The 26,047-nt window shown below is 59.1% G+C and carries 26 protein-coding genes; 18 read left to right on the forward strand and 8 right to left on the reverse strand.

Annotation, left to right across the window (positions count from 1 at the left end; all coding sequences use genetic code 11):
* The first annotated feature begins 1 nt into the window (after position 1).
* Positions 2-214, forward strand: a complete 213-nt coding sequence (gene ybcJ, locus KHQ23_RS15135; RefSeq protein ID WP_004143016.1) for a ribosome-associated protein YbcJ — start codon at positions 2-4, stop codon at positions 212-214.
* Positions 215-259: 45 nt separating this feature from the next.
* Here ybcJ and cysS read toward each other — a convergent pair whose 3' ends face one another.
* Positions 260-1,645: a cysteine--tRNA ligase gene (gene cysS, locus KHQ23_RS15140; protein WP_032434111.1), complete on the reverse strand. Its 1,386-nt coding sequence runs from the start codon at positions 1,643-1,645 to the stop codon at positions 260-262.
* A gap of 175 nt (positions 1,646-1,820) precedes the next feature.
* Between cysS and ppiB the strand changes: the two genes are divergently transcribed.
* From ppiB to mnmH, 6 genes are all read left to right on the forward strand, one after another.
* Positions 1,821-2,315: a peptidylprolyl isomerase B gene (ppiB, locus tag KHQ23_RS15145; RefSeq protein ID WP_004151319.1), complete on the forward strand. Its 495-nt coding sequence runs from the start codon at positions 1,821-1,823 to the stop codon at positions 2,313-2,315.
* Between the two features lie 3 nt (positions 2,316-2,318).
* A complete protein-coding gene (gene lpxH, locus KHQ23_RS15150) occupies positions 2,319-3,041 on the forward strand; it encodes a UDP-2,3-diacylglucosamine diphosphatase (RefSeq protein ID WP_004178782.1) in 723 nt (240 codons plus the stop codon).
* Positions 3,042-3,148: 107 nt separating this feature from the next.
* Complete coding sequence (locus KHQ23_RS15155; protein ID WP_004178781.1) at positions 3,149-3,487, forward strand: hypothetical protein; 339 nt, start codon at positions 3,149-3,151, stop codon at positions 3,485-3,487.
* A gap of 96 nt (positions 3,488-3,583) precedes the next feature.
* Positions 3,584-4,093, forward strand: coding sequence for a 5-(carboxyamino)imidazole ribonucleotide mutase (purE, locus tag KHQ23_RS15160; protein WP_004893772.1), 510 nt, complete (start codon positions 3,584-3,586; stop codon positions 4,091-4,093).
* Positions 4,090-5,157: a 5-(carboxyamino)imidazole ribonucleotide synthase gene (gene purK, locus KHQ23_RS15165; protein ID WP_004143002.1), complete on the forward strand. Its 1,068-nt coding sequence runs from the start codon at positions 4,090-4,092 to the stop codon at positions 5,155-5,157. Before purE ends, purK begins: the two co-directional genes overlap by 4 nt.
* A gap of 111 nt (positions 5,158-5,268) precedes the next feature.
* Positions 5,269-6,345: a tRNA 2-selenouridine(34) synthase MnmH gene (mnmH, locus tag KHQ23_RS15170; RefSeq protein ID WP_004151323.1), complete on the forward strand. Its 1,077-nt coding sequence runs from the start codon at positions 5,269-5,271 to the stop codon at positions 6,343-6,345.
* A 107-nt stretch (positions 6,346-6,452) separates the two neighbouring features.
* Here mnmH and KHQ23_RS15175 read toward each other — a convergent pair whose 3' ends face one another.
* Positions 6,453-7,598: a porin gene (locus KHQ23_RS15175; protein ID WP_004142997.1), complete on the reverse strand. Its 1,146-nt coding sequence runs from the start codon at positions 7,596-7,598 to the stop codon at positions 6,453-6,455.
* A gap of 91 nt (positions 7,599-7,689) precedes the next feature.
* Here KHQ23_RS15175 and KHQ23_RS15180 point away from each other — a divergent pair, with 91 nt between their 5' ends.
* Positions 7,690-7,803, forward strand: a complete 114-nt coding sequence (locus KHQ23_RS15180) for a hypothetical protein (RefSeq protein ID WP_004219504.1) — start codon at positions 7,690-7,692, stop codon at positions 7,801-7,803.
* Here KHQ23_RS15180 and ybbP read toward each other — a convergent pair.
* Positions 7,780-10,194, reverse strand: coding sequence for a putative ABC transporter permease subunit YbbP (gene ybbP, locus KHQ23_RS15185; protein WP_032411673.1), 2,415 nt, complete (start codon positions 10,192-10,194; stop codon positions 7,780-7,782). The genes KHQ23_RS15180 and ybbP overlap by 24 nt on opposite strands.
* The gene (ybbA, locus tag KHQ23_RS15190) at positions 10,191-10,877 is read right to left on the reverse strand and encodes a putative ABC transporter ATP-binding protein YbbA (RefSeq protein ID WP_004146399.1); all 687 of its coding nucleotides are present in this window, start codon (positions 10,875-10,877) and stop codon (positions 10,191-10,193) included. The genes ybbP and ybbA overlap by 4 nt, the downstream gene beginning before the upstream one ends.
* Between ybbA and tesA the strand changes: the two genes are divergently transcribed.
* The 3 genes from tesA to KHQ23_RS15205 are packed head-to-tail and all read left to right on the forward strand — an operon-like array spanning position 10,848 to position 13,183.
* The gene (tesA, locus tag KHQ23_RS15195) at positions 10,848-11,471 is read left to right on the forward strand and encodes a multifunctional acyl-CoA thioesterase I/protease I/lysophospholipase L1 (RefSeq protein ID WP_029503605.1); all 624 of its coding nucleotides are present in this window, start codon (positions 10,848-10,850) and stop codon (positions 11,469-11,471) included. The two genes, ybbA and tesA, sit on opposite strands and share 30 nt — an antisense overlap.
* Positions 11,461-12,270 carry an SDR family oxidoreductase gene (locus KHQ23_RS15200; RefSeq protein ID WP_009484702.1) on the forward strand — a complete coding sequence of 270 codons (810 nt, stop codon included), beginning with the start codon at positions 11,461-11,463 and terminating at the stop codon, positions 12,268-12,270. Before tesA ends, KHQ23_RS15200 begins: the two co-directional genes overlap by 11 nt.
* Positions 12,271-12,328: 58 nt before the next feature.
* Positions 12,329-13,183, forward strand: a complete 855-nt coding sequence (locus tag KHQ23_RS15205; protein WP_002892263.1) for a co-chaperone YbbN — start codon at positions 12,329-12,331, stop codon at positions 13,181-13,183.
* A 107-nt stretch (positions 13,184-13,290) separates the two neighbouring features.
* Here KHQ23_RS15205 and fetB read toward each other — a convergent pair whose 3' ends face one another.
* Together fetB and fetA are read right to left on the reverse strand one after the other, a co-directional pair.
* Positions 13,291-14,073, reverse strand: coding sequence for an iron export ABC transporter permease subunit FetB (fetB, locus tag KHQ23_RS15210; protein WP_004177223.1), 783 nt, complete (start codon positions 14,071-14,073; stop codon positions 13,291-13,293).
* Positions 14,060-14,737: an iron ABC transporter ATP-binding protein FetA gene (gene fetA / locus KHQ23_RS15215; protein ID WP_004177224.1), complete on the reverse strand. Its 678-nt coding sequence runs from the start codon at positions 14,735-14,737 to the stop codon at positions 14,060-14,062. The genes fetB and fetA overlap by 14 nt, the downstream gene beginning before the upstream one ends.
* Before the next feature lie 140 nt (positions 14,738-14,877).
* Between fetA and KHQ23_RS15220 the strand changes: the two genes are divergently transcribed.
* Together KHQ23_RS15220 and KHQ23_RS15225 are read left to right on the forward strand one after the other, a co-directional pair.
* Entirely contained in the window at positions 14,878-15,795 is a 918-nt protein-coding gene (locus KHQ23_RS15220) for an SPFH domain-containing protein (RefSeq protein WP_002892258.1), read from the forward strand.
* The gene (locus KHQ23_RS15225; RefSeq protein WP_032434110.1) at positions 15,792-16,250 is read left to right on the forward strand and encodes an NfeD family protein; all 459 of its coding nucleotides are present in this window, start codon (positions 15,792-15,794) and stop codon (positions 16,248-16,250) included. The genes KHQ23_RS15220 and KHQ23_RS15225 overlap by 4 nt, the downstream gene beginning before the upstream one ends.
* On the opposite strand, the gene cueR is transcribed toward KHQ23_RS15225, so the two are convergent.
* Positions 16,247-16,657, reverse strand: a complete 411-nt coding sequence (cueR, locus tag KHQ23_RS15230; RefSeq protein WP_002892208.1) for a Cu(I)-responsive transcriptional regulator — start codon at positions 16,655-16,657, stop codon at positions 16,247-16,249. The genes KHQ23_RS15225 and cueR overlap by 4 nt on opposite strands.
* Before the next feature lie 106 nt (positions 16,658-16,763).
* Between cueR and copA the strand changes: the two genes are divergently transcribed.
* From copA to ybaK, 3 genes are all read left to right on the forward strand, one after another.
* On the forward strand, positions 16,764-19,265 hold the full coding sequence (gene copA / locus KHQ23_RS15235) for a copper-exporting P-type ATPase CopA (protein WP_032421659.1): 2,502 nt from the start codon (positions 16,764-16,766) through the stop codon (positions 19,263-19,265).
* A 131-nt stretch (positions 19,266-19,396) separates the two neighbouring features.
* Positions 19,397-20,191: a TraB/GumN family protein gene (locus tag KHQ23_RS15240; protein WP_004178774.1), complete on the forward strand. Its 795-nt coding sequence runs from the start codon at positions 19,397-19,399 to the stop codon at positions 20,189-20,191.
* A gap of 202 nt (positions 20,192-20,393) precedes the next feature.
* Positions 20,394-20,873, forward strand: a complete 480-nt coding sequence (gene ybaK / locus KHQ23_RS15245) for a Cys-tRNA(Pro)/Cys-tRNA(Cys) deacylase YbaK (protein WP_211776960.1) — start codon at positions 20,394-20,396, stop codon at positions 20,871-20,873.
* A gap of 105 nt (positions 20,874-20,978) precedes the next feature.
* On the opposite strand, the gene ushA is transcribed toward ybaK, so the two are convergent.
* Entirely contained in the window at positions 20,979-22,631 is a 1,653-nt protein-coding gene (gene ushA, locus KHQ23_RS15250; RefSeq protein WP_021313242.1) for a bifunctional UDP-sugar hydrolase/5'-nucleotidase UshA, read from the reverse strand.
* Between the two features lie 269 nt (positions 22,632-22,900).
* On the opposite strand from ushA, the gene KHQ23_RS15255 reads away from it, so the two are divergent.
* Entirely contained in the window at positions 22,901-24,121 is a 1,221-nt protein-coding gene (locus tag KHQ23_RS15255; protein ID WP_004147385.1) for an MFS transporter, read from the forward strand.
* Between the two features lie 225 nt (positions 24,122-24,346).
* Positions 24,347-26,023 carry a YbaL family putative K(+) efflux transporter gene (gene ybaL / locus KHQ23_RS15260; protein ID WP_002892195.1) on the forward strand — a complete coding sequence of 559 codons (1,677 nt, stop codon included), beginning with the start codon at positions 24,347-24,349 and terminating at the stop codon, positions 26,021-26,023.
* Positions 26,024-26,047 lie beyond the last annotated feature (24 nt).

Below are 26,047 nucleotides of genomic sequence, written 5' to 3' on the forward strand. Positions count from 1 at the left end.
GATGGCGACATTTTCCTTAGGTAAACACCCGCACGTTGAGCTGTGCGATCTGCTGAAGCTGGAAGGCTGGAGCGAAAGCGGTGCCCAGGCGAAGATCGCCATCGCCGACGGGCTGGTAAAAGTCGACGGCGCGGTGGAAACCCGCAAACGCTGCAAAATCGTCGCTGGTCAGACGGTGAGCTTTGAAGGCCAGAGCGTGACCGTCACGGCCTGACAACGAAAATAAAAACGCCCGCTTTTGCGGGCATTTTTTTATGGCTTACTTCCGGCGCCAGGTGGTGCCCTGCGGGCCATCTTCCAGCACAATGCCCATCTCGTTGAGACGGTCGCGCGCCGCATCCGCCGCCGCCCAGTCTTTCGCTTTGCGTGCGTCCAGACGCTGCTGGATGAGCGATTCGATCTCCGCCACTTCCGCGTCGTCAACCTGCGCGCCGCTCTGCAGGAATGCCTCCGGCTCCTGCTCCAGCAGACCCAGCACCGCAGCAAGCTTACGCAGGTGGGCCGCCATGGCGTTCGCCGCGGCCGCGTCCTCGGTTTTCAGGCGGTTTACTTCACGCGCCATATCGAACAGCACCGAATAGGCTTCCGGGGTGTTGAAGTCGTCGTCCATCGCCTCGATAAAGCGTGCTTCGAAGGCTTCGCCCCCCGCCGCGTCGACGGATTTGTCCGTCCCGCGCAGCGCGGTGTACAGACGCTCCAGCGCCGAACGCGCCTGCTTGAGGTTCTCTTCGCTGTAGTTCAGCTGGCTGCGATAGTGGCCGGACATCAGGAAGTAGCGAATCGTCTCCGCATCGTAATACTTCAGCACGTCGCGGACGGTAAAGAAATTACCCAGCGATTTCGACATCTTCTCGCGGTCAACCATCACCATGCCGGAGTGCATCCAGTAGTTGACGTATTCGCCGTCGTGGGCGCAGGTGGACTGGGCGATTTCGTTTTCATGGTGCGGGAACATCAGATCCGAACCGCCGCCGTGAATATCGAAGTGGTTGCCAAGCTGCTTGCAGTTCATCGCCGAGCACTCGATATGCCAGCCCGGACGGCCCGCGCCCCACGGCGACGGCCAGCTCGGCTCGCCCTCTTTCGACATTTTCCACAGGACGAAGTCCATCGGGCTACGCTTGACGTCAACCACGTCGACGCGCGCCCCCGCCTGCAGTTGATCGAGATCCTGGCGTGACAGCAAACCGTAGTTCGGGTCCGTCGGCACGTCGAACATCACGTCGCCGTTATCTGCCACGTAAGCATGGCCTTTGGCGATCAGCTGCTCGGTGATCTCAATGATCTCCGCAATATGGTGCGTTGCGCGCGGCTCGCTGTCGGGACGCAGAATATTCAGCGCGTCAAAATCTTTGTGCATTTCGGCAATCATGCGATCGACCAGCGCGACAAAGCTTTCGCCGTTTTCATTAGCGCGCTTAATGATTTTGTCGTCGATATCGGTGATATTGCGCACGTACTTCAGCTTATAGCCGAGAAAACGCAGATAGCGCGCCACGACGTCAAAGGAGACGAAGGTACGTCCATGGCCGATATGACAGAGATCGTAAACGGTAATACCACACACGTACATGCCGACTTCCCCGGCATGGATAGGTTTAAATTCCTCTTTCTGGCGCGTCAGTGTATTAAAAATTTTTAACATCGAAGATTCCGTGTAGACGTGTGTGGGTAATGAAGTCTCTATAATACCCATAATTCAGACCGGACGCAGCACACATTGCAAGGTGCATCGACCCCCGCGGTTATGCTATAACACCCCCCTATATCTCACCCGACACCGGGTGCTGGCACCACACTCATCGGAACAGGATGCAAAAATGGTTACTTTCCACACCAATCATGGCGATATCGTAATCAAAACGTTTGACGACAAAGCGCCGGAAACAGTTAAAAACTTCCTGGACTACTGCCGCGAAGGTTTCTACGACAACACCATTTTCCACCGTGTTATCAACGGCTTCATGATTCAGGGCGGCGGTTTTGAACCTGGCATGAAACAAAAAGCGACCAAATCTCCGATTCAGAACGAAGCGAACAACGGTCTGAAAAACACCCGCGGCACGCTGGCGATGGCCCGTACTCAGGCGCCGCACTCTGCCACCGCGCAGTTCTTCATCAACGTGGTTGACAACGACTTCCTGAACTTCTCCGGCGAAAGCCTGCAGGGTTGGGGCTACTGCGTCTTCGCGGAAGTGGTTGAAGGCATGGACGTGGTTGACAAAATCAAAGCGGTTGCCACCGGCCGCAGCGGCATGCACCAGGATGTGCCGAAAGATGATGTGATCATCAAAAGCGTCACCGTCAGCGAGTAATTCGTGGCGACACTTTTCATTGCAGATTTGCACCTGCAAACAGAAGAACCGGCGATCACCGCCGGTTTTCTGCGTTTTTTACAGGGCGAAGCCCGCCAGGCGGACGCTCTGTATATCCTTGGCGATCTGTTTGAGGCATGGATCGGCGATGACGATCCTAACCCGCTGCACCAACAAATTGCCTCGGCAATCAAAGCCGTCGTCGACGCCGGCGTGCCGTGCTACTTCATCCATGGCAACCGCGATTTTCTCGTCGGCCAGCGCTTTGCCCGCCAGAGCGGGATGATCCTGCTCGCCGAAGAAGAGCGACTGGACCTCTATGGCCGTGAAGTCTTGATCATGCATGGCGACACGCTGTGCACCGATGACCAAGGCTATCTGGCGTTTCGCGCCAAAGTCCACACCCCGTGGATCCAGCGTCTGTTCCTGGCCCTGCCGCTGTTTATCCGCCGTCGCATCGCCGCCCGCATGCGCGCCGACAGCAAAGCCGCCAACAGCAGTAAATCAATGGAAATTATGGATGTAAATCCACAGGCGGTAGTTGACGCGATGGAGCGGCATCACGTGCAGTGGCTGATCCACGGCCATACCCATCGCCCGGCGGTCCATGAACTGCAGGCCAACGGCCAACCCGCATGGCGAGTGGTACTTGGCGCCTGGCACAGCGAAGGTTCGATGGTCAAGGTGACGCCGGACGACGTCAAACTAATCCACTTTCCGTTCTAATTCCTGCGCGAGCACAATTCCGAAAGCGCCTTTTGCCCGGGCGAAGGTGCGCGCTTCCCCCCGCCCTGCATGCTAGTCTTCCACAACGTCACTCTCAAGGAACGAGCATGAGCAGGAAAAAGTGGAGTCAGCCGCTGACGTGGGGAATGATCATCGCGATCCTCAACCCGTTAGGGGTAAGTTATATCGCCTTAATCGGCGTCGTTATCGGCAACACGCTGACGTTTGTCTGGTGTGCGATGCTGGCGTGGGCTATCTATTTTTATGCCATTTATTTGCTCTGCACCCGCCCTCACGATAGCCGGCTGGTACAAATCTATTTACTGCTTATGGGCACCCTGATGCTCCCGTGGGGGTTAGTGCTGCTTATCACCTGTATCATGAGGGAGATAAAGGTCAATCAGGCACCCACGCCATCACCTCCAGGCGAGACAAAAGACGGCTAACCATGCGCACGCAACCGTTTTCCTTGCTGGCAGTTCATGCTATTCTCTGTGGCCTCTAAAGCAGTGTGAAACACACCCACAGGAGTTTTAAGACGCATGTCTTCCCGCAATAATTCGGCGCGTATCGCCATCGTGATGGGGTCCAAAAGCGACTGGGCTACCATGCAATTTACCGCAGAAATCCTTGATGCCCTGAACGTTCCGTACCATGTCGAAGTGGTCTCCGCCCACCGCACGCCCGATAAGCTGTTCAGCTTTGCTGAAAGCGCCGAAAGCCACGGTTATCAGGTGATTATTGCAGGAGCAGGCGGCGCGGCGCATCTGCCGGGCATGATTGCGGCGAAAACCCTGGTGCCGGTGCTCGGCGTACCGGTTCAGAGCGCAGCCTTAAGCGGTGTCGACAGCCTCTACTCCATTGTGCAGATGCCGCGCGGCATTCCGGTCGGTACCCTGGCCATCGGCAAAGCTGGCGCTGCGAACGCCGGCCTGCTCGCCGCGCAGATCCTTGCCCAGCATGATGCAGAACTGCACCATCGCCTGAGCGCCTGGCGTCAGGCGCAAACCGATGAAGTGCTGGATAATCCGGATCCGCGGGGTGCGGCATGAAACAGGTATGCGTGCTCGGTAACGGCCAGTTAGGCCGTATGCTGCGCCAGGCCGGCGAGCCGCTGGGCATCGCCGTTTGGCCGGTCGGCCTGGAAGCCGACCCGGAAGCGGTGCCGTTCCAGCAGAGCGTCATCACGGCAGAAATTGAACGCTGGCCGGAAACCGCCCTCACCCGCGAGCTGGCCCGCCACCCGGCGTTCGTCAACCGCGATGTCTTCCCGATTATCGCCGACCGCCTGACGCAAAAGCAGCTGTTTGACAAGCTTGGCCTCGCCACCGCCCCGTGGCAACTGCTGGCGGATAAAAGCGAGTGGCCGGCGGTGTTTGCTCGCCTTGGCGAACTGGCGATCGTTAAGCGTCGCGTTGGCGGTTACGACGGCCGCGGCCAGTGGCGTCTGCGGGAAAACGAGATCGATCAGCTACCGGCCGATAACTACGGCGAGTGCATCGTCGAGCAGGGGATTAACTTCTCCGGCGAGGTATCGCTGGTAGGCGCCCGCGCTCATGACGGTAGCACCGTCTTCTACCCGCTGACCCGTAACCTGCATCAGGACGGTATTCTGCGCGCCAGCGTCGCCTTCCCGCAGGCCAACGCTCGCCAGCAGGAACAGGCGGAAAGCATGCTGACGGCGATCATGAACGAGCTGAACTATGTCGGCGTGATGGCGATGGAGTGCTTCGTTACCGCCGAGGGGCTGCTGATTAACGAGCTGGCGCCGCGGGTGCACAACAGCGGCCACTGGACGCAGAACGGGGCGTCTATCAGCCAGTTCGAGCTGCATCTGCGGGCGATTACCGGCCTGCCGCTGCCGCCGCCGGTGGTCAACAGCCCGTCGGTGATGATCAACCTGATCGGCACCGATCTTAACTACGACTGGCTGAAGCTGCCGCTGGTGCACCTGCACTGGTATGACAAAGAGGTGCGCCCGGGTCGTAAAGTCGGCCACCTGAACCTCACCGACAGCGATACCGATCGCCTGAGCGCGACGCTGGAAGCGATCAAGCCGCTGCTGCCGCCGGAGTACACCAGCGGCCTGTTCTGGGCGCAATCGCAGCTCAGCTAAGCCCTTCGTGCCGGGGATTTGATCTATCCCCTTCCCCGGCACACCTTGAGGCGCGTACAATCCCCCCCTTGCTGTAAAGCTCATTTCTGTTTTGACTTCAGAGGATACCCCATGACCAATGGGACGGATTATCGCGCCATTCTCGCCAGCGATACGCCACTGATTGACGTACGCGCCCCGGTGGAGTTTAGCCAAAGCGCGATGCCGGCGGCGATCAACCTGCCGCTGATGAATGATGAAGAACGCGCCGCGGTCGGCACCTGCTACAAGCGTCAGGGGCCGGAAGCGGCGCTGGCGCTCGGCCATAAACTGGTCCAGGGTGACCTGCGCGCCAGCCGTACTCAGGCGTGGCTGGAAGCGTGCGCCCGTTACCCACACGGTTACCTGTGCTGCGCCCGCGGCGGCCAGCGCTCGCATATCGTCCAGCAATGGCTGAAAGAAGCTGGCGTGGATTACCCCCTGATCGTCGGCGGCTATAAAGCGCTACGCCAGGCGGCGATCCAGGCCACCGACGAACTGGTGCAGCGCCCGATCGTGCTGATTGGCGGCTGTACCGGCAACGGCAAAACTCAACTGGTCTGCTCGCGCCCGGACGGTATCGACCTGGAAGGGCTTGCTCATCACCGCGGTTCTTCATTCGGTCGAACCCTGCAGGATCAGCATCCACAGGCCACCTTTGAAAACCACCTGGCGGTCAGCCTGCTTAAAAAAGCCGAACAGCAGACCCGCTGGGTGCTGGAAGATGAAGGCCATATGATCGGCGCCAATCATCTACCGGAGAGCCTGCGCCTCCGCATGGCGCAGTCGCCGCTGGCGGTGGTGGAAGATCCGTTTGACGTTCGCCTCGAACGGCTGCGCGAAGAGTATTTCGATCGCATGTATCGCGACTTTATCGCCGCGTATGGCGAAGAGAAAGGCTGGCAGGCATACGGCGAGTATCTGCATCACGGCCTGTTTGCCATCCGCCGTCGCCTGGGGCTGCAGCGTTTTGCTCAGCTCACTGAACGGCTCGATGAGGCGCTGGTGCAGCAGCAGCGCACCGCCAGCACCGAGGCGCACTTTGCCTGGCTGGTACCGCTGCTGGAAGAATACTACGACCCGATGTATCGCTATCAGTTGGGGAAAAAAGCCGGGAAAATTCTCTTTCGCGGCAGCTGGCAGGAGGTCGCAGCCTGGCTGGCGAAGTAATCGCATGCTCTATTGTCCCGGCTTGCGGCGTAAACGCCTTAGCCGGGCTACCGGTCGGCGCGATTTGTAGCCACGGTAAGCGCGCGCGACCGGGGAGTTGTGACTGCTTAGAAGTCGTAGCGCAGACGGACCAGGTTCATATCGCCAAGGTTGTCGGTGCTGGAGGTAAACACGTGTTCGTAGTCAACGCGGAAACCGTAATCCAGCTGGAAGCTAATCCCCAGACCGTTATCGATACGCTGATAGTTGCGGCCGTTCACATATTCCAGACGGTCGCCCATAAAGTACGGCTGAATAGATTTAACAGCGTATTGATTGATCGGGAATTTATAGCCCGCAAAATATTCAATCCCCCAGGCGTCACCGGCAAAGTAATTATGCACATCGGTTTTCTTGGTGGTGAGGAAGTTCTGATACCAGCCGCCGCCGAAGGAGAAGGTCCAGTTATCCGGGGTCCAGCTCAGCGCGGTACCGACGATATTCTGGTCATAGGTTTTGCTGTCGGCGCTTGACGGGTCGCGCATTTCCGCGCGGGTGTAGTTCCACGCGGTACCCCAGGTCAGATCCTTCATGATGTGATAGTCCGCGCCAACAGAACCACCGCCTTTACGCTTGTAGCGCAGGCCGTTACCCGGCAGGTATTCGCTGTCTTCGAACAGATAAGAGCCGTAAAGATCGACATCACCTACAGTTTTCTTATATTTCAGCATATTACGTGAACGATAGGAGCCATCGTAATCGCCATTAATACCGTTCCCCGGGGCCTGACCGATCATATCGTAGTCCCAGATATCGGTTTTCACCCCCACCACATCATAGTAAATGCTGTTCTGCTGCCCGTAGGTTAACGTACCCCAGGTATCGCTTTTCAGGCCGGTATACAGCATGCGGCGGGTGGTATTGTTCGCGCCTTCCGCGTAGTGGTTATCCCAGTCAAACAGCGCCGGAATGTTCACGCCCAGCTCATAGTAGCTGATCCAGCTAATATCATCGAACAGGTAGTAATCCGCCGCGAAGCGGAAGCGGGTGCCGCCGTCAAAACCGTTACGCTTATAGGAGCCTTTGTCGCCATCGCCGGTCATCATGTTGAACTGCGGCCGGATACTACCGCCGACGGTAAAGTTAAGCCGGCTTAACGGATCGCCCGCCTGCGGATCTTGTTTCAGCAGCGTAATCTCCGCGTGGGAAGGCAATGACGTTAACGCTAATGCTGCGCCGATCGAGATCGCCAGCGCTTTTATTGTGTGTGCCATAGTTTTTCCTTGATTAATAAGCCACCTTATATTTTCCAGTTGAATATTAACCGCGAATCAGCATAGCGTGTTGTTGGGTTTTTAATGTTTTGTGCTCTTAAAAATCAATGATTTATCAATTTGTGCGTTTAAAATAAAAGCGCCGCCAAAAACGGCGGCGCATCATCAAAATGCAATATTCTTACTGGCTAAACTGGCGGAATAGCGCTTTTCCTTTTAACAGACGCAGCCCCAGCCCGCCGCCGCACAGGGATAACAACACCGCTCCCGTCAGCGGCAGCAACACCCACAGGCGCCAGTCCGGCGCCCAGGGAAAATCAAAGACTTTCGTCTGCAGCATCGCCAGCGCCACTTCCGCGCCTATCGCCGCCACCAGGCCGGATACCAGCCCCAGCAGGGCAAACTCCGCCCACAGCGTAGCGCGCAGCAGCGATTTTCCTGCCCCCAGCGTGCGCCAGACCACCAGCTCCTGATGGCGTTGACGCATACCGACCTGCACCTGCGCCAGCAACAGCAGCACGCCGCAGGCCGTCACCAGGCCTACCATCACCTCCAGCGCCCGGCTGACCTGGGAGAGCACCTGGCCGACCTGACGCAGGATGGCGCCGATATCCAGCAGACTGACGGTGGGAAACTCGCGGTTCAGCTGGGTCAACATCGCGGGACCGTTATCCCAGCGGAAGCTGGTGAGCCAGCTCTGCGGCTGCCCGTCCAGCGCCCCGGCGGGGAAAATAAAGAAGAAGTTTGGCCGCAGGCTCTCCCAGTCTACTTTGCGCGCGCTGCTGACCTTCGCGCTGAACTCCTGGGTATCGCCGGTAAAGGTCACTGTATCGCCGATCTTTATCCCCAGCCGCTGCGCCAGCCCCTCCTCAATCGATACCTCGCCCGGCTTCGGCGGCCAGCTGCCGGCCACCAGCGGATTATGATCCGGACGCTGTTCGCTCCAGGTGAGATTAAGCTCGCGATTCAGCGCTTCGTCTTTGTTCCCGTCCGTGGATTGACCGTTGATCTGCGTCAGACGGGCCCGGACGATCGGATAGAATTCCGCCGCCCGCGTCTGGTGTTCGGCGAGGAAGGTCTTCACTGGCACTATCTGCTCAGGGGCGATATTGATCAGAAAGTAGTTCGGGCTCTGCGGGGGCAACTGCTGCTGCCAGCGGTCAAGCAGATCGCCGCGCAGCACCAACAGGAGCGCCAGCAGCATAAACGACAGGGAAAACGCCGCCAGCTGGCTGAGGGTCGACCACGGCTGGCGCAGCAGGCGGTTCACCGCCAGACGCAGCGGCAAGGCTTTGAGCGTCAGGCGTTTAAGCAGCCACAGCAATCCCCAGCCCACCAGGCCGCACAGCAGCGCCAGCACCACCGCCCCGGCCAGCACCGACCACAGCAGCGGGCTGCCGCCCAGCAGCCAGGCCAACAGGCCCACCACCACGACGCTAACCGCCGGGATCCAGATTTTCAACGGCCAGACGTTAGCCACCACATCCTGACGCAGCACTCGCAGCGGCAGGGTCGCCAGCAGCAGTCGATAGGGTCGCAGGCCCACCAGCAGGGAAATGACGCCTGTCGCCCCGATAGCCCACAGCCACGGCCAACCGCTGGCAGCGGGTAACGCGGCGGGCAGCACCGGTTTGAGAACCAGCAGCAGCAGACGCTCCAGCGCCAGGCCCGCCACCCCGCCGGTTATCACCGACAGCGTCAACAGCAGCAGCCATTGGCCGACGATAAGCTTGCGCAGCTGCGACCTTCCGGCGCCCAGCGTCTTGAGTATGGCGACCAGATCATAGCGGCTGCGGCAGTAGTGGCTCATCGCTACCGCCACTGCGGCGACGGCCAGCAGCAGCGTCAACAGCGCGGATAACAACAGGAATTGCTGCGAGCGTTCGAGGGATTTGCCCAGCGCGCTGTCGTCCTGGTCAAGGCCAATCCAGCGATGCTCCGGGCCGAGCTTCGGCAGCAGCCACTGCTCATAATTGGCCAGCTGTTCAGCGTCGCCGGCGAACTTATAGCGCCATGCGACGCGACTGCCGGGCTGCACGGCCCCGGTTTTTGCCACGTCGGCCATATTCATCATCAGTCGCGGCGCCATCTGGAAGGGGTTAAACCCTGCATCCGGCTCCTGAATCACCTCCCCGGCAATGCGCAGCGTGGCATCGCCAACGTCAATCGTATCGCCGGTTTTCAGGTTCAGGAGCGCCATCAGCCTTGGCGCCAGCAGCACGCTCCCCGCCTGCGGCTTCAGCCCCGGCGGCTGCGTTTCGAGGGTGCCATACAGCGGATAGCGGTCGTCCACCGCCTTAACGTCCGCCAGCTGCGGCGTATCCCCGGCGAACGTCATGGTGGCAAAGCTCAGCTGCTCGCCGACGGTCAGCCCTGACTTCCGCGCCTGTGCGATCCACTCGGCGGGCACCTCGCGCGAACTGCGCAGCGTACGGTCGCCGGCCATAAACTCACGGCTTTGCTGGCTAAGGCCTTTCTCCATCCGATCGCTTATCGACCCCAGGGCCAGCACGCAGGCCACGGCGAGGCTTAACGCCAGCCAGACGATCAGCAGCGACGGCGAGCGCCATTCGCGCCAGAACCAGCGGGCGATCATGCTTCCTCCCGCAGCTGGCCATCCACCAGGCGCAGACGGCGATCGCAGCGCGCCGCCAGCAGCGGATCGTGAGTGACGAGGATCAGGGTGGTGCCGTGTTCGCGATTAAGCGAGAACAGCAGATCGGCAATTTTGTCCCCGGTCTGGCGATCGAGGTTGCCGGTGGGCTCATCGGCGAACAGAATGGCCGGGCGCCCGTTAAAGGCCCGGGCCAGCGCCACCCGCTGCTGTTCGCCGCCGGAGAGCTGCGCCGGCAGGTGGTGCAGGCGTTTGCCAAGTCCCAGCTGCTCAAGCAGCGCGCGGGCATCGCCCCGGCTCTGGCTATCGCTGGCGCCGCGCAACAGCGCCGGCAGCTCGACGTTCTCCAGGGCGTTGAGCGTCGGGATCAGCATAAACGACTGAAAAACAAAACCAACGTGCTGCGCCCGCAGCGCCGCCCGCGCCTCTTCATCCATCCGGTGCAGCGGTTTGCCCAGCATCGATACTTCCCCGCTGCTGCCATCGTCGAGGCCGGCGAGGATCGCCAGCAGGGTCGATTTACCGGAACCCGACTCGCCGATCAGGGCGATGGTCTGCCGCGGTTTGACAACCAGCTCAACTCCGGTAAGGATGGAGAGCTGATGCTCCCCCTGACCGACGGACTTCTTAAGATGATGAACTTCAAGTATGTTTTCCGCTGGCATGTGCCTTTCCTGTTGTTGTTCCTGTTTACCTGCCGCGCGATGGCGGCGGACACGCTGCTGATCCTCGGCGACAGCCTGAGCGCTGGCTATCGGATGGCGGCCAACTCCGCCTGGCCTGCGCTGCTCAATGAGCAGTGGCAGGCGAAAACGCCGGTGGTGAACGCCAGCATCAGCGGCGATACCTCGCAGCAGGGGTTGGCTCGCCTGCCAGCGCTGCTTAAGCAGCACCAGCCGCGCTGGGTGCTGGTTGAGCTCGGCGGCAATGACGGACTGCGCGGTTTTCCGCCGCAGCAGACCGAGCAGACGCTGCGCACCATTATTAAAGATATCAAAGCGGCCAACGCCGAGCCGCTGCTGATGCAAATTCACCTGCCGGCGAACTATGGCCGCCGCTATAATGAAGCCTTCGGCGCGATTTACCCGGCCCTGGCCAAAGAATTCGCTATTCCTCTCCTGCCCTTTTTTATGGAGGAGGTCTATCTCAAGCCGCAATGGATGCAGGACGACGGCATTCATCCAAATCGCGACGCGCAGCCGTTTATCGCCGACTGGATGGCGAAGCGGCTGGCTCCCTTAGTTAATCATGACTCCTGAACGCCAGGGGTCGCTGACAGGTAAAGTTATGCAAAAAACGGTTTTAGTGACAGGCTGTTCCAGCGGAATTGGTCTGGAAAGCGCGCTGGATTTAACCCGCCAGGGCTTTCGCGTGCTGGCGGCCTGCCGCAAAGCAGAGGATGTCGCGCGGATGCAGGAGCTGGGGCTAACCGGTATTTTGCTCGATCTGGATGACCCGCAGAGCGTGGAGCGCGCGGCAGCGGAGGTGATTGCGCTGACCGATAATCGTCTCTACGGCCTGTTCAATAACGCCGGGTATGGCGTCTATGGCCCGCTGAACACCATCAGCCGCCAGCAGATGGAACAGCAATTTTCCGCTAACTTTTTCGGCGCGCATCAGCTCACCATGCTGCTGCTGCCGGCGATGACGCCGCACGGCGAAGGGCGCATCGTGATGACCTCCTCGGTGATGGGGCTTATCGCCAGTCCCGGCCGCGGAGCCTATGCCGCCAGTAAATATGCCCTCGAGGCGTGGTCCGACGCGCTGCGCATGGAGCTGCGCCACAGCGGTATTCAGGTCAGCCTGATTGAACCGGGCCCGATCCGCACCCGCTTTACCGATAACGTCAACCAGACGCAAAGCGATAAGCCCGTAGAAAATCCGGGCATCGCCGCCCGCTTTACCCTCGGGCCGGAGGCGGTGGTGGAAAAAGTGCGCCATGCTTTTACCAGCGATAAACCAAAGCTGCGCTATCCGGTCACCCTGGTCACCCACGCGGTGGCGCTGCTTAAGCGCCTGCTGCCTGCCCGCGCGATGGACAAAATTATCCACGGCTGAGTTGAAGCGCGGAATGCCGCCCCCATGTAAAACAGAAATCGACTAACGAGAAATGCCCATGTCCGAACAGAATATTGTCAACATTAGCGAAGCGAACCTGCAGCAGACGCTACAGCAGTCCATGAACGTTCCGGTGCTGTTTTATTTCTGGTCTGCCCGCAGTCAGCACTGCGAACAGCTGACCCCGGTGCTCGAGCGCCTGGCAGCCCAATACAACGGCCAGTTCACGCTGGCGAAGGTCGATTGCGACGCCGAGCAGATGCTCGCCTCACAGTTTGGTCTGCGCGCCATCCCTACGGTTTATCTGTTCCAGAACGGCCAGCCGGTGGATGGTTTTGAAGGCCCGCAGCCGGAAGAAGCGATCCGCGCCCTGCTGGATAAAGTCCTGCCCCGTGAAGAGGAGCTGAAAGCTCAGCAGGCGCTGGCCCTGATGCAGGAAGAAAAATACGCCGATGCCCTGCCGCTGCTGAAGGAAGCCTGGCAGCTGTCGAATCAGGAAAGCCAGATTGGCCTGCTGCTGGCGGAAACGCTGATTGCTCTGCACCGTTCCGATGAAGCGGAAAGCGTGCTGAAAACCATTCCTCTGCAGGATCAGGATACCCACTATCAGGGTCTGGTGGCGCAGATTGAGCTGCTCAAACAGGCCGCCGACACCCCGGAAATCCAGCAGCTGCAGCAGCAGGTGGAACAGAATCCGGAGGATGCGCAGTTGGCCTCCCAGCTGGCGCTGCAGCTGCATCAGGTCGGGCGTAATGAAGAAGCGCTGGCCCTGCTGTTCAGCCATCTGCAGAAAGATTTAGGCGCCGGCGATGGCCAGGCGCGCAAGATGCTGCAGGAGATCCTCGCCGCCCTCGGTACCGGCGATGCGCTGGCCGCCAAATATCGTCGTCAGCTCTATTCGCTGCTGTACTAATCCGTTGCCTTCCCCGGATAGCGCTGCGCTTATCCGGGCTACGCGAACTATGCGGAACGTAGCCTAAGTAGCCCGGGTAAGGCGTGAACGCCGCAACCCGGGATCGTTCACGGGCGCTTTTTCAGCTGCGTCACCACCAGCTGATGGCGGGCGTTGAAGAACTTCCGGTAGGTCAGATAGCCGGCGATAATCGTCGACAGGCTGGCGGTCGACAGCAGCATAAAGGTCACCATGATCTGGTACTTAATCGCCTTCACCGGGTCAATACCGGCAAAAATCAGCCCCGACATCATCCCAGGCAAGCTCACCAGACCGACCGTTTTCGCCGAATCGACGGTGGGAATCAATGACGCGCGAATACTCTCGCGAATCAGCCGCGCTGAGGCCATCTTCGGCGTCGCGCCGAGGCTCAGTTTCTCCTGAATCTGCTGCTGCTCGCTGCTGAAGCGCTGGCCCATATTGTTGTAGCACAGCCCCACCGCCACCATGGCGTTCCCGGCCACCATCCCGGCAATCGGGATCACCTGCATCGGCACGAAGGCGATCGAGCCAGAAAACACCAGTACCGCCAGCGTTAGTCCAGCGCCAGTAGTGATGGCGATAAACGACGAGATAAAAGCTTTGTCGATATATTTACTGCGCTTCTTCGCATTCCATGCCGCGTTAAAGCAGATAAACAGCACCATCAACAGCGTCAGAACCGCATGATTGACGTTAAAGATATATTTCAGCACATAGCCGACGATTATCAGCTGCACGATCGCCCGGCAAATACTCCAGATAATATCTTTTTCCAGCGCCAGCTTTTCCCGATAGCTGACCAGAATAGCGATCAGCACCAGCACCATCGACAGCGCCAGCGATTCGTTCGTAATGTTATGCCCGTTCATGCTGTACCTCCTGCATATTTCCGCCGGCAGGTTGCAGCGTAATCACTTCATCGGCATGCGAAATTTCATTGCGATCGTGGGTGACCCACAGAACAGCGACCTGTTTTTCCGTTGCGTAGCCATGAATAATTTCATTCACATTCTGTTTATTACTTTCATCCAGCGCGCTGGTAATTTCGTCCAGCAGCAGCACGCGCGGCAGAAATTGTAGATTGCGGATCAGCGATACGCGCTGCTTTTCCCCGCCGGAGAGTTCATTAATGGATTTTTCCAGCATATTTTCGTCAAGGCCAAAGCGCTGCAGGTCGGCCAGCAGCGCCTGCGGATCCGGTTGTTTATTGCGGATCTGCCACGGAAAAATCAGATTATCGTAAACCGAATCACCGAACAGGGCCGGCGTCTGCGCGCAGTAAGAGACCTGTTGGCGATACCTTTCCGGCGACAGCGTCGCGACATCCGCATCGTCGAAAAACAGGCGCCCGGAGGTTGGGCTGAGCAGCGAGGCGATAATCTTCAGCAAGGTACTTTTCCCGCAGCCGGAAGGGCCGGTAATCAACTTGAATTCTCCGGCGCGAAGCTGAAAATTGATATTGTGTAAAATAACGGCATCGTCGGTCTTAAACCCCACACCGTCGAGACGCAAAAGCGCGTTATTTTCCTTCATGAGTCTTCCTGATTATTTTCTGAAACACCGCTAGTTTACCGCACTTTCCTTTCTCCAGGATGAGGAGAAAGATATACTCAGTTTAAACATGCGCTATTTCCTTGTAGCGCCCCGCCAGGCAACAAGACAGGAGGTTTTTGATGCTAATTTTTATTCCTATCCTTATTTTCGTCGCGCTGGTTATTGTGGCCGCGGCGGTGAAAATTGTCCCGCAGGGCTACCAGTGGACGGTGGAGCGCTTCGGGCGTTTTACCCAGACGCTGCAGCCGGGATTAAGCTTAGTCGTGCCGTTTATGGACCGTATCGGCCGCAAAGTGAACATGATGGAGCAGGTGCTCGATATCCCCTCGCAGGAGGTTATCTCCCGGGATAACGCCAACGTCACCATCGACGCGGTCTGTTTTATTCAGGTGATCGACGCGCCAAAGGCCGCCTACGAGGTCAGCAATCTTGAGCAGGCGATCGTCAACCTGACGATGACCAACATCCGTACCGTGCTCGGCTCAATGGAGCTGGACGAAATGCTCTCCCAGCGCGACAGCATTAACACCCGCCTGCTGCATATCGTTGACGACGCCACCAACCCGTGGGGGGTGAAAATCACCCGCGTCGAAATTCGCGACGTTCGCCCGCCGGCGGAGCTTATCGCCTCGATGAACGCCCAGATGAAAGCCGAACGTACCAAACGCGCGTACATCCTTGAGGCCGAAGGGGTGCGACAGGCGGAAATTCTGAAAGCGGAAGGGGAAAAGCAGTCGCAGATCCTCAAGGCCGAGGGCGAACGGCAGTCCGCGTTCCTGCAGGCGGAGGCTCGCGAACGGTCCGCCGAAGCGGAAGCCCGCGCCACCCAAATGGTCTCCTCGGCGATCGCCTCGGGCGATATTCAGGCGATCAACTACTTCGTGGCGCAGAAATACACCGATGCGCTGCAGCAGATTGGCGCCGCTAACAACAGCAAAGTGGTATTGATGCCGCTGGATGCCAGCAGCCTGATGGGATCGATCGCCGGGATCAGCGAGCTGATCAAAGAAGGCGCTGGCGATCGGAAAAAATCATGATCGGCATGATCCTCGCACACCCCCATCTGTTCTGGCTAAGCCTCGGCGGGCTGCTGCTGGCGGCCGAGATGCTGGGCGGCAGCGGATACCTGCTGTGGAGCGGCGTCGCCGGCGTGGTGACCGGCGCCCTGACCTGGCTCCTGCCGCTGAGCTGGGAATGGCAAGGCACGCTGTTTGCCGTTCTCACCCTGCTGGCGGCGTGGCTGTGGTCGAAATGGCTGCGCAAGCGCGTCAAAACGCAGCACCCGGCCGATGCCCAGCTCAACCAGCGCGGGCAGCAACTGGTGGGCCGCCGCCTGACGCTGGATGCCCCGCTGGTGAACGGCCGCGGCCACGTCCGCGTGGGCGACAGCTCCTGGCCGGTGATTGCCGATGAAGACTTCGCGGCGGGCAGCAAGGTTGAAGTGATTGCCGTAGAAGGGATTACGCTACGAATCAGACCCGCCGTCCGTTAAGCCTGCGCCTTGCGATGGCAGCAGCCGGAAAGATTATCGATAATCGGGCACTCCGCGCTGTCGTCGCCGGGGCAGGATTCGGCCAGCGCCAGCAGGTGCGCGCGCATATTTTGCAGCTCGCGGATATGGTTCTCGATATCCGCCACTTTCTCCAGCGTGCGTTTTTTCACATCGGCGCTGTGCCGCGACGGGTCGTTGAACAGGGCCACCAGTTCGCGGCACTCTTCCAGGTTAAACCCCACCTGCCGCGCCTGGCGCAGCAGCGTCAGCTCATCGAGATGCTGCTGACTATAGGTGCGGTAGCCGTTTTCGCTCCGCAACGGCGGCGTCACCAGCCCCTTCTCTTCATAAAAACGAATCGCTTTGCTGGTTAAGCCGGTTTTTTTCGCCACATCGCTGATATTCATTTTTTCTCCTTGACCTTCCCCTTGCTGGAAGGTTTAACCTTCTTAATACTCGATGAAAGAGTGGGTCTGGTCAATCGTTGACCGGAAAATTATTCAGGAGTTATTTATGTCTAACACTATCGACCTGACGCTGGATGGCCTCTCCTGCGGCCACTGCGTCAAACGCGTGAAAGAGAGTCTGGAGCAGCGTCCTGACGTTGAGCAAGCGGAAGTCACCCTCACTGAAGCCCATGTGACGGGCAGCGCCAGCGCGCAAGCGCTGATTGATACCGTTAAACAAGCCGGATACGGCGCGGAGCTCAGCCACCCAAAGGCTAAACCGCTGGCAGAATCATCAATCCCGTCGGAAGCACTGACAGCGGCCACTCCTGAGCTTCCGGCAGCCCATGACGAAGATGACAGTCAACAGCTGCTGATCAACGGCATGAGCTGCGCCAGCTGCGTCTCCCGGGTACAAAACGCGCTTGCCGCGGTGCCGGGCGTCTCACAGGCGCGGGTTAACCTGGCGGAACGCACGGCGCTAGTGATGGGCAGTGCGTCCGCCGCAGAATTAGTGCAGGCGGTGGAGAAAGCCGGCTATGGCGCGGAGGCGATCGAAGACGATCTGCAACGCCGCGAACGCCAACAGGAAACCGCCCTCGCGACGATGAAACGTTTTCGCTGGCAGGCGATTGTCGCCCTGCTGGTCGGCGTGCCGGTGATGGTCTGGGGCATGATCGGCGATAACATGATGGTCAGCGACGACAACCGTTCGCTGTGGCTGGTTATCGGCCTTGTCACCCTCGCCGTCATGGTCTTCGCCGGCGACCACTTCTACCGCAGCGCGTGGAAAAGCCTGAAAAACGGCACCGCCACCATGGATACGCTGGTGGCGCTCGGCACCGGCGTCGCCTGGCTGTACTCGATGAGCGTCAACCTGTGGCCGCAGTGGTTCCCGATGGAAGCCCGCCATCTCTATTACGAAGCCAGCGCGATGATTATCGGCCTGATTAACCTCGGCCATATGCTGGAGGCCCGCGCGCGTCAGCGCTCCTCGAAAGCGCTGGAAAAACTGCTCGACCTGACGCCGCCTTCGGCGCGGGTCGTCACGCCCGAGGGCGAGAAAGATCTGCCGCTCGCGGAAGTTCAGGCCGGCATGACGCTGCGCCTGACTACCGGCGACCGCGTCCCGGTCGACGGCATGATAAGCCAGGGCGAAGCCTGGTTTGATGAAGCGATGCTCACCGGCGAACCGGTGCCGCAGCAAAAAGGCGATGGCGACGCCATTCACGCCGGGACCGTGGTGCAGGATGGCAGCGTGCTGTTTACCGCCAGCGCCGTCGGCAGCCAGACCACGCTGGCAAGAATTATCCGCATGGTGCGCCAGGCGCAGAGCAGCAAACCGGAGATCGGCCAGCTGGCGGATAAAATCTCCGCCGTATTTGTTCCGGCGGTGGTCGTCATTGCGCTGATCAGCGCTGCGATCTGGTACTTCTTCGGCCCGGCGCCGCAGATCGTCTATACCCTGGTCATTGCCACCACAGTACTGATTATCGCCTGTCCGTGCGCCTTAGGCCTGGCGACGCCGATGTCGATTATCTCCGGCGTTGGCCGGGCGGCGGAGTACGGCGTGCTGGTGCGCGATGCCGATGCGCTGCAGCGCGCCAGTGAACTCGACACCCTGGTTTTCGATAAAACCGGCACCCTGACCGAAGGCAAGCCGCAGGTGGTGGCGGTGAAAACTTTCGCTGGCGTTGATGAGCATACCGCGCTGCGTCTTGCCGCCGCGCTGGAGCAGGGCTCAAGCCATCCGCTGGCGCGAGCGATCCTTGATAAAGCTGCCGACGGCCCATTGCCGGAAGTCAGCGGCTTCCGCACCCTGCGCGGCCTTGGCGTCAGCGGCGAGGCGGAAGGTCATCGTCTGCTGCTCGGTAACCAGGCGCTGCTCAACGAGCAGCATATCAATACCGCCGAGGTGGAAAGCGAGATGACAGCCCAGGCCTCACGCGGCGCCACACCGGTGCTGCTGGCGGTGGATGGTCAGGCCGCCGCGCTGTTCGCCATCCGCGACCCGCTGCGCGAAGACAGCGTCGACGCCCTGGCGCGTTTGCATCGGCAGGGCTACCGGCTGGTGATGCTTACCGGGGATAACCCCACCACCGCGAAGGCTATCGCCAAAGAAGCCGGCATTGATGAAGTGATCGCCGGCGTGCTACCGGACGGTAAAGCCGATGCCATTAAGCGTCTGCAGAGCCAGGGGCACAAAGTGGCGATGGTTGGCGATGGGATTAACGACGCCCCGGCGCTGGCCCAGGCGGATGTCGGGATCGCCATGGGCGGCGGCAGCGATGTCGCTATTGAAACCGCGGCGATCACCCTGATGCGCCATAGTCTTCACGGCGTGGCCGATGCGCTGGCGATTTCGAAAGCAACGTTACGCAATATGAAGCAGAACCTGCTGGGCGCGTTTGTCTACAACTCGCTGGGTATCCCGATTGCCGCCGGGATCCTCTGGCCGCTGACCGGCACCCTGCTCAACCCGGTGGTCGCCGGCGCGGCGATGGCGCTGTCGTCGATCACCGTGGTGAGTAACGCCAACCGCTTGCTGCGCTTTAAACCAAAAGAGTAAACGCTGTCAGATGAAACGGGCGCCGACGTTGTTCGGCGCCCGTTTTTTTGCCGGGACAAGAAAAGCCCGCCGGAAGGGTGACGTGTATCACCATATGCGCTAGCATGAAGTCCTCACACTTCGGAGCGCGTATGGGCCTGTTAAACCGGATAAAAATGCTGTGGCGAGCCGCCGTCGGCTCGTCTTATTCCTGGCCTGCGATGGATATCGTCCTGCCCGGCGAACGCTATTTGCACCTCGTCGGCAGTATCCATATGGGCACCCGCGACATGGCGCCGCCGCCGGCGAAGCTTCTGAAAAAAATACGCCAGGCCGATGCGTTAATCGTCGAGGCCGATATCAGCGGCAATGAAACCCCGTTTAGCGATCTCCCCACTTACCCACCGCTGGCGGAACGCCTGAGCGATGCGCAGCTGAGCGAGCTAGAGGCGCGAACCGGCGAGCTGGGCCTGTCGGTCGGGCTGTTCGACAGCCAGCCGCTGTGGCAGGTGGCGATGGTCCTGCAGGCCACCCAGGCGCAGAAGCTGGGGCTGCGACCAGATTACGGCATCGATTATCAGTTGCTGATGGCCGCCCGCGAGAGCAACATAGCGGTGATGGAGCTGGAAGGCGCCGACAGCCAAATCGCGCTGCTGCGCGATCTGCCCGACGGGGGGATGGCGCTGCTGGAGGATACGCTGACCCACTGGCGCACCAACGCCCGTTTACTGCAGGTCATGATCGGCTGGTGGCTGGAGCAACCGCCGTCGCGCGGCGCGGTATCGCTGCCGACGACCTTTAGCCAGTCTTTATATGATGTGCTGATGCACCAGCGCAACCTCGCCTGGCGCGAGACGCTGCTGGCCTTGCCGCCGGGGCGCTACGTGGTTGCCGTCGGCGCGCTGCACCTGTATGGCGAAGGGAATCTGCCGGATATGCTGACATAAAAAAAATGGCCAATATTGCTATTGGCCCGTCAAAGAGGAATTTCATCATTATTATTATCCCGGAATTTGCATCCCGGATCGTCTGATTGTCGCTCAAAGTGACCATCACTGCCAACACTATTGCGCAAGATGGTACTATTTTTTAGACAACCTGCGGGCGTATTCTGACGTCACGCAAAACCGGTTGGTAAGAAGGATAGCTATGACTCCCGCCGTTAAATTACTCGAAAAAAACAAAATTTCCTTTCAGATCCACAGTTACGATCACGATCCCAATGAGACCAACTTCGGAGATGAAGTGGTGCGCAAGCTCGGCCTCAATGCCGACCAGGTTTACAAGACCTTGCTGGTCGCCGTGAACGGCGATATGAAGCATCTGGCGGTGGCCGTCACTCCGGTCGCCGGGCAGCTGGATTTGAAGCAAGTGGCGAAAGCGCTGGGCGCTAAGAAAGTCGACATGGCCGACCCGATGGTGGCGCAGCGTATCACCGGCTATCTGGTGGGCGGCATCAGTCCGCTGGGGCAGAAGAAGCGCCTGCCGACGGTGATTGACGCCCCGGCGCAGGAATTTGCCACCATCTATATTTCCGGCGGCAAACGCGGGCTGGATATTGAGCTGGCGGCCAGCGATCTGGCGCAGCTTCTCGATGCGAAGTTCGCCGATATCGCCCGCCGCGATTGATAAAACGATCCCGGATAGCGGCGCACGCGCCTTATCCGGGATACCCAACTTGTAGCCCCGGTAAGCGTAGCGCCACCGGGGAAATAGCCAACCTGAAGCCCAGGCTTACTGCCAGCTCACCTCGCCTTTCGGCTCATAGGCGGCGGCATCCAGCGGCGAGTTCTTCTCGATATACTCTTTCAGCACTTCGGCATCGATAAAGCCGGTATTCACATACCCGGGTTTATCGGCGATATTCGGATAGCCATCGCCGCCGGTGGCGTTAAAGCTCAGCGTCGCCATCCGATAGGTCTTCGCCGGATCCACCGGTTCGCCTTTGATTTTCAGATCGTTCAGCTTACCGTCTTTGGCCACGAAACTGACGTTGGCAAACTGCGGATAAGCGCCGGAATCCGGCTTCATCTGCGCGACGGCGGTCAGGTAATCCACTACCTCCTTGCCGCTCATATCGACATAGGTCAGCACATTGCCGAACGGCTGGACCTTCATCACATCTTTGTAGGTGATATCCCCCGCCTCAATGGAGTCGCGGATCCCGCCGCCGCTCATCACCGCGAAATCCGCGTTGCTGCGCGCTATTTGCGCCGCCAGCAGCAGGTGGCCCATATTGGTCTGCACAAAGCGCACTTTACTGCGGTCGCCCTCCAGATGACCATTCACGCTGCCGATTTTGACCTGCAGCTGCGCCTTGCCTTTGTTCTGGAACGGCGTCAGCAGCGACATCATCTGCGGGTTCTCGGCGATCTGCGGCGTATACAGCACCCGCTCGCTTTGGCCGTTATCGTAAGTCACTTTTTTCTTCAGGTTGACCGGGATCAGCTGATAGTGCACCAGCTTCATCTCGCCGTTGCGGAACTCAAAATCGGCGCGGCCGACGTATTTGCCCCACTCATGCGCCTGGACGATCCAGATGCCGTTCTGACGATCCGGAGCGCACGGGGTGCCAGGCACATAATCGACCTGCTTTTTATTTTCCGCCGCCATGCATACCGGATCCTGCGAGTGACCGCCGACGATCATCGCCAGCGATCCCGCAGGTAAACTCCGCGCCATTTCAACATCGCCCGGCGCGTTAGAGCCGTGGTTGCCATTGTCGTAATGGCCCATATGGGTGGTGGCCAGGATCACGTCCGGCTTTTCATTCTGCTGCAGCTCCTGGATAACCAGCTTCGCCTCTTCCGCCGGTTTGCGGAATTCGATATCGGTGAAATATTCCGGATTGCCAATCTTGGCCGTATCGTCGGTGGTTAAGCCAATCACCGCGATTTTCAGCCCACCGCGCTTAAACAACGCCCAGGGTTTGAACAGCCGTTCGCCGGTGCTTTTCTGATAAATATTGGCCGACAGGAACGGGAACTTAGCCCACTTTTCCTGCTGGCGCAGTACGCTCAGCGGATTATCGAATTCATGGTTACCCACCGCCATCGCGTCGTAGCCAATGAGGTTCATGCCGCGAAAATCGGGCTCTGCATCCTGTAAATCAGACTCCGGTACGCCGGTATTAATATCGCCGCCGGATAACAGCAGGACGCTTCCCCCTTCCGCCGCCACCTCTTTCCGGATGCCATCGACCAGCGTTTTCTGCGCCGCCAGGCCATATTCGCCGTAGTCATTGCGCCAGAAATGGCCGTGGTGATCGTTGGTGTGCAGGATGGTAATTTTATAGGTTTTATCCTGCTCATAGGCCTGTGCCGACAGGCTGCCCAGCGATAAAGCGGCGAATAGCGCCAGCGCTACGCTGTGTTTGAAATAATGCATGCTTCACTCCCTGACTTAATCCCAAGTGCCGAAAGTATAGCGAGTGAGTCGCGTTGACAAATATGTTTTCAGAATTGCGACTTCCTTCAAACCTTATCAACAGGTATGTTAGTCGGATAATAATTCTACCTGCATCCTCTATACGCCTTCGCGTTGTATGGCATTGCGTCAGCCCGTTCGTCATATTTCCCATGCAGTAGCCGGGAAAATCAGGGCAGTCGCCATGGCGGACAAAAGACGAAAGCTATATAAAAAAGTGACGTGAACCTATGGCAATCAATCAGACCGCTCAACCCTTGTCCGGCCCCGCTGCGCCGCCGCAAAAAGCACGCACCTCGTTTGGCATCTTAGGCGCGATCAGCCTGTCCCATTTGCTTAACGATATGATCCAGTCGCTTATTCTCGCTATCTACCCGCTGCTGCAGGCGGAGTTCTCCCTTACCTTCGTGCAGATCGGCATGATCACCCTGACCTTCCAGCTCACCTCATCGCTATTCCAGCCGGTGATTGGCTACATCACCGATAAACGCTCGATGCCGTGGTCGCTGCCGGTGGGCATGTGCTTCACCCTCTGCGGTTTGATTCTCCTCGCGCTGGCCGGTAGCTTCGGCATGGTGCTGCTGGCCGCCGCGCTGGTAGGTACCGGCTCCTCGGTTTTCCATCCGGAATCATCCCGCGTGGCGCGGATGGCCTCCGGCGGCCGTCACGGCCTGGCCCAGTCGCTGTTCCAGGTGGGCGGCAACTTCGGCAGCTCGCTTGGCCCATTGCTGGCGGCGGTGATCATCGCCCCGTACGGCAAAGGCAACGTCGCCTGGTTTGTGCTGGCCGCTCTGTTGGCTATTGTCGTGCTGTCGCAAATCAGCCGCTGGTATGCCGCGCAGCATCGAATGAATAAGGGCAAACCGAAACCGGCCATCGTTAATCCGCTGCCGCGCAAGAAGGTCATTCTGGCGGTAGGCATTCTGCTGATGCTGATTTTCTCGAAATATTTCTATATGGCGAGCATTAGCAGCTATTACACCTTTTATCTGATGCATAAATTCGGCTTAACGGTGCAAAACGCCCAGCTTCATCTGTTTGCCTTCCTGTTCGCAGTGGCTGCCGGGACGGTGATTGGCGGGCCTGTTGGCGATAAAATTGGGCGTAAGTATGTGATTTGGGGTTCTATCCTCGGCGTAGCGCCTTTCACCCTTGTTTTACCCTACGCCAGCCTTGAATGGACGGGGATTTTAACGGTGATCATTGGTTTTATCCTCGCCTCGGCCTTTTCCGCTATTCTGGTCTATGCGCAGGAACTGCTGCCGGGACGCATCGGCATGGTTTCTGGCCTGTTTTTCGGCTTCGCCTTTGGCATGGGCGGCCTTGGCGCCGCGGTGTTAGGCCTGCTGGCGGACCATACCAGCATCGATCTGGTTTATAAAATCTGCGCCTTCCTGCCGCTGCTGGGATTCCTGACGATATTCCTTCCTGATAACCGGCAAAAAGCCTGATTATTCGGCGGCCAAAGTGCAACCCTGGCCGCCGTTAACCCTTGTGTCATCAGCCTGTTCCACGATTTCCCCCCGCCATTTTCCCTTCTGTGCCTTTTCATCGGCTAATTGCATTTTTTTGCACAACTCAAGAATTATTCATAAACAAAGTGAACGTTTTTGTCATAAACTATTACCCGGACAGGGTAGCAAAATGGACCGATACACCACTGGAAAGGAGACGGAATGCACCACGCAACACCGCTTATCACCACCATTGTCGGCGGCCTCGTGCTCGCCTTTATTCTCGGCATGATTGCCAATAAGCTACGTATTTCTCCTCTGGTGGGATATCTCTTAGCGGGCGTGCTGGCCGGACCTTTCACCCCTGGCTTTGTTGCTGACACCAAACTGGCTCCGGAACTGGCGGAACTTGGCGTCATTCTGCTGATGTTCGGCGTCGGGCTGCATTTCTCACTTAAAGACCTGATGGCGGTAAAATCGATCGCCATCCCCGGGGCTATCGCCCAGATAGCCGTGGCGACGCTGCTGGGTATGGCGCTCTCCGCCGCCCTCGGCTGGTCGCTGATGACCGGCATCGTCTTTGGCCTGTGCCTCTCCACCGCCAGTACCGTAGTGCTGCTGCGCGCGCTGGAGGAACGACAACTGATAGACAGCCAGCGCGGGCAAATCGCCATCGGCTGGCTGATTGTGGAAGACCTGGTGATGGTCCTGACGCTGGTCCTGCTGCCGGCGATTGCCGGTATGGCGGAGAAAGGCAACGTCGGCTTCGCGTCCCTGGCCCTCGACCTCGGGATCACCATTGGCAAAGTGGTGGCCTTTATCGCCATTATGATGCTGGTCGGCCGCCGGCTGGTGCCGTGGATCATGTCGCGCAGCGCCGCCACCGGCTCACGCGAGCTGTTCACTCTGTCGGTGCTGGCCCTGGCGCTGGGCATCGCCTTCGGCGCCGTGGAGCTGTTTGATGTCTCTTTTGCCCTCGGCGCCTTCTTTGCCGGCATGGTGCTTAACGAATCCGAGCTCAGCCACCGCGCCGCCCATGACACCCTGCCGCTGCGCGACGCCTTCGCGGTGCTGTTCTTCGTCTCCGTCGGCATGCTGTTTGACCCGATGGTGCTGGTCCAACAGCCGCTGGCGGTGCTGGCGACGCTGGCGATTATTATCTTTGGTAAATCCGCAGCCGCCTTTTTCCTTGTGCGGATGTTTGGTCACTCGCCGCGCACTGCGCTGACCATCGCCGCCAGCCTGGCGCAGATTGGCGAGTTTGCCTTTATTCTCGCCGGCCTGGGAATGGCGCTTAACCTGCTGCCGCAGGCCGGACAAAATCTGGTGCTGGCCGGGGCGATCATCTCAATTATGCTCAACCCGGTGCTGTTTACCCTGCTGGAAAAATATCTCGATAAAACCGAAACCCTCGACGAGCAGACGCTGGAAGAGGTCCTGGAAGACGAGAAGCAGGTGCCGGTCGATATCTGCAACCACGCGCTGTTGGTCGGCTTCGGCCGCGTCGGCAGCCTGCTGGGCGAGAAGCTGATGGCCCAGGGGATCCCGCTGGTGGTGGTTGAAACCTCGCGCACCCGCGTGGATGAGCTACGCGAGCGCGGGATCAGCGCGGTGCTCGGCAATGCCGCCAATGAAGAGATCATGGAGCTGGCGCATCTGGACTGCGCCCGCTGGCTGCTGCTGACAATCCCTAACGGCTACGAGGCCGGAGAGATTGTCGCTTCCGCACGGGAAAAATGTCCGAATATCGAGATTATCGCCCGCGCCCATTATGATGACGAAGTGGACTACATTATCGATCGCGGAGCCAATCAGGTGGTGATGGGCGAACGGGAAATTGCCCGCGCCATGCTGCGGCTTCTGGAAACGCCACCGGCCGGCGAAGTGGTCACCGGCTGATGTACTGCCCTCTCCCTGCCGGGA

The organism is Klebsiella sp. 64 (assembly GCF_018223915.1).
Taxonomy (GTDB): domain Bacteria; phylum Pseudomonadota; class Gammaproteobacteria; order Enterobacterales; family Enterobacteriaceae; genus Klebsiella; species Klebsiella pneumoniae.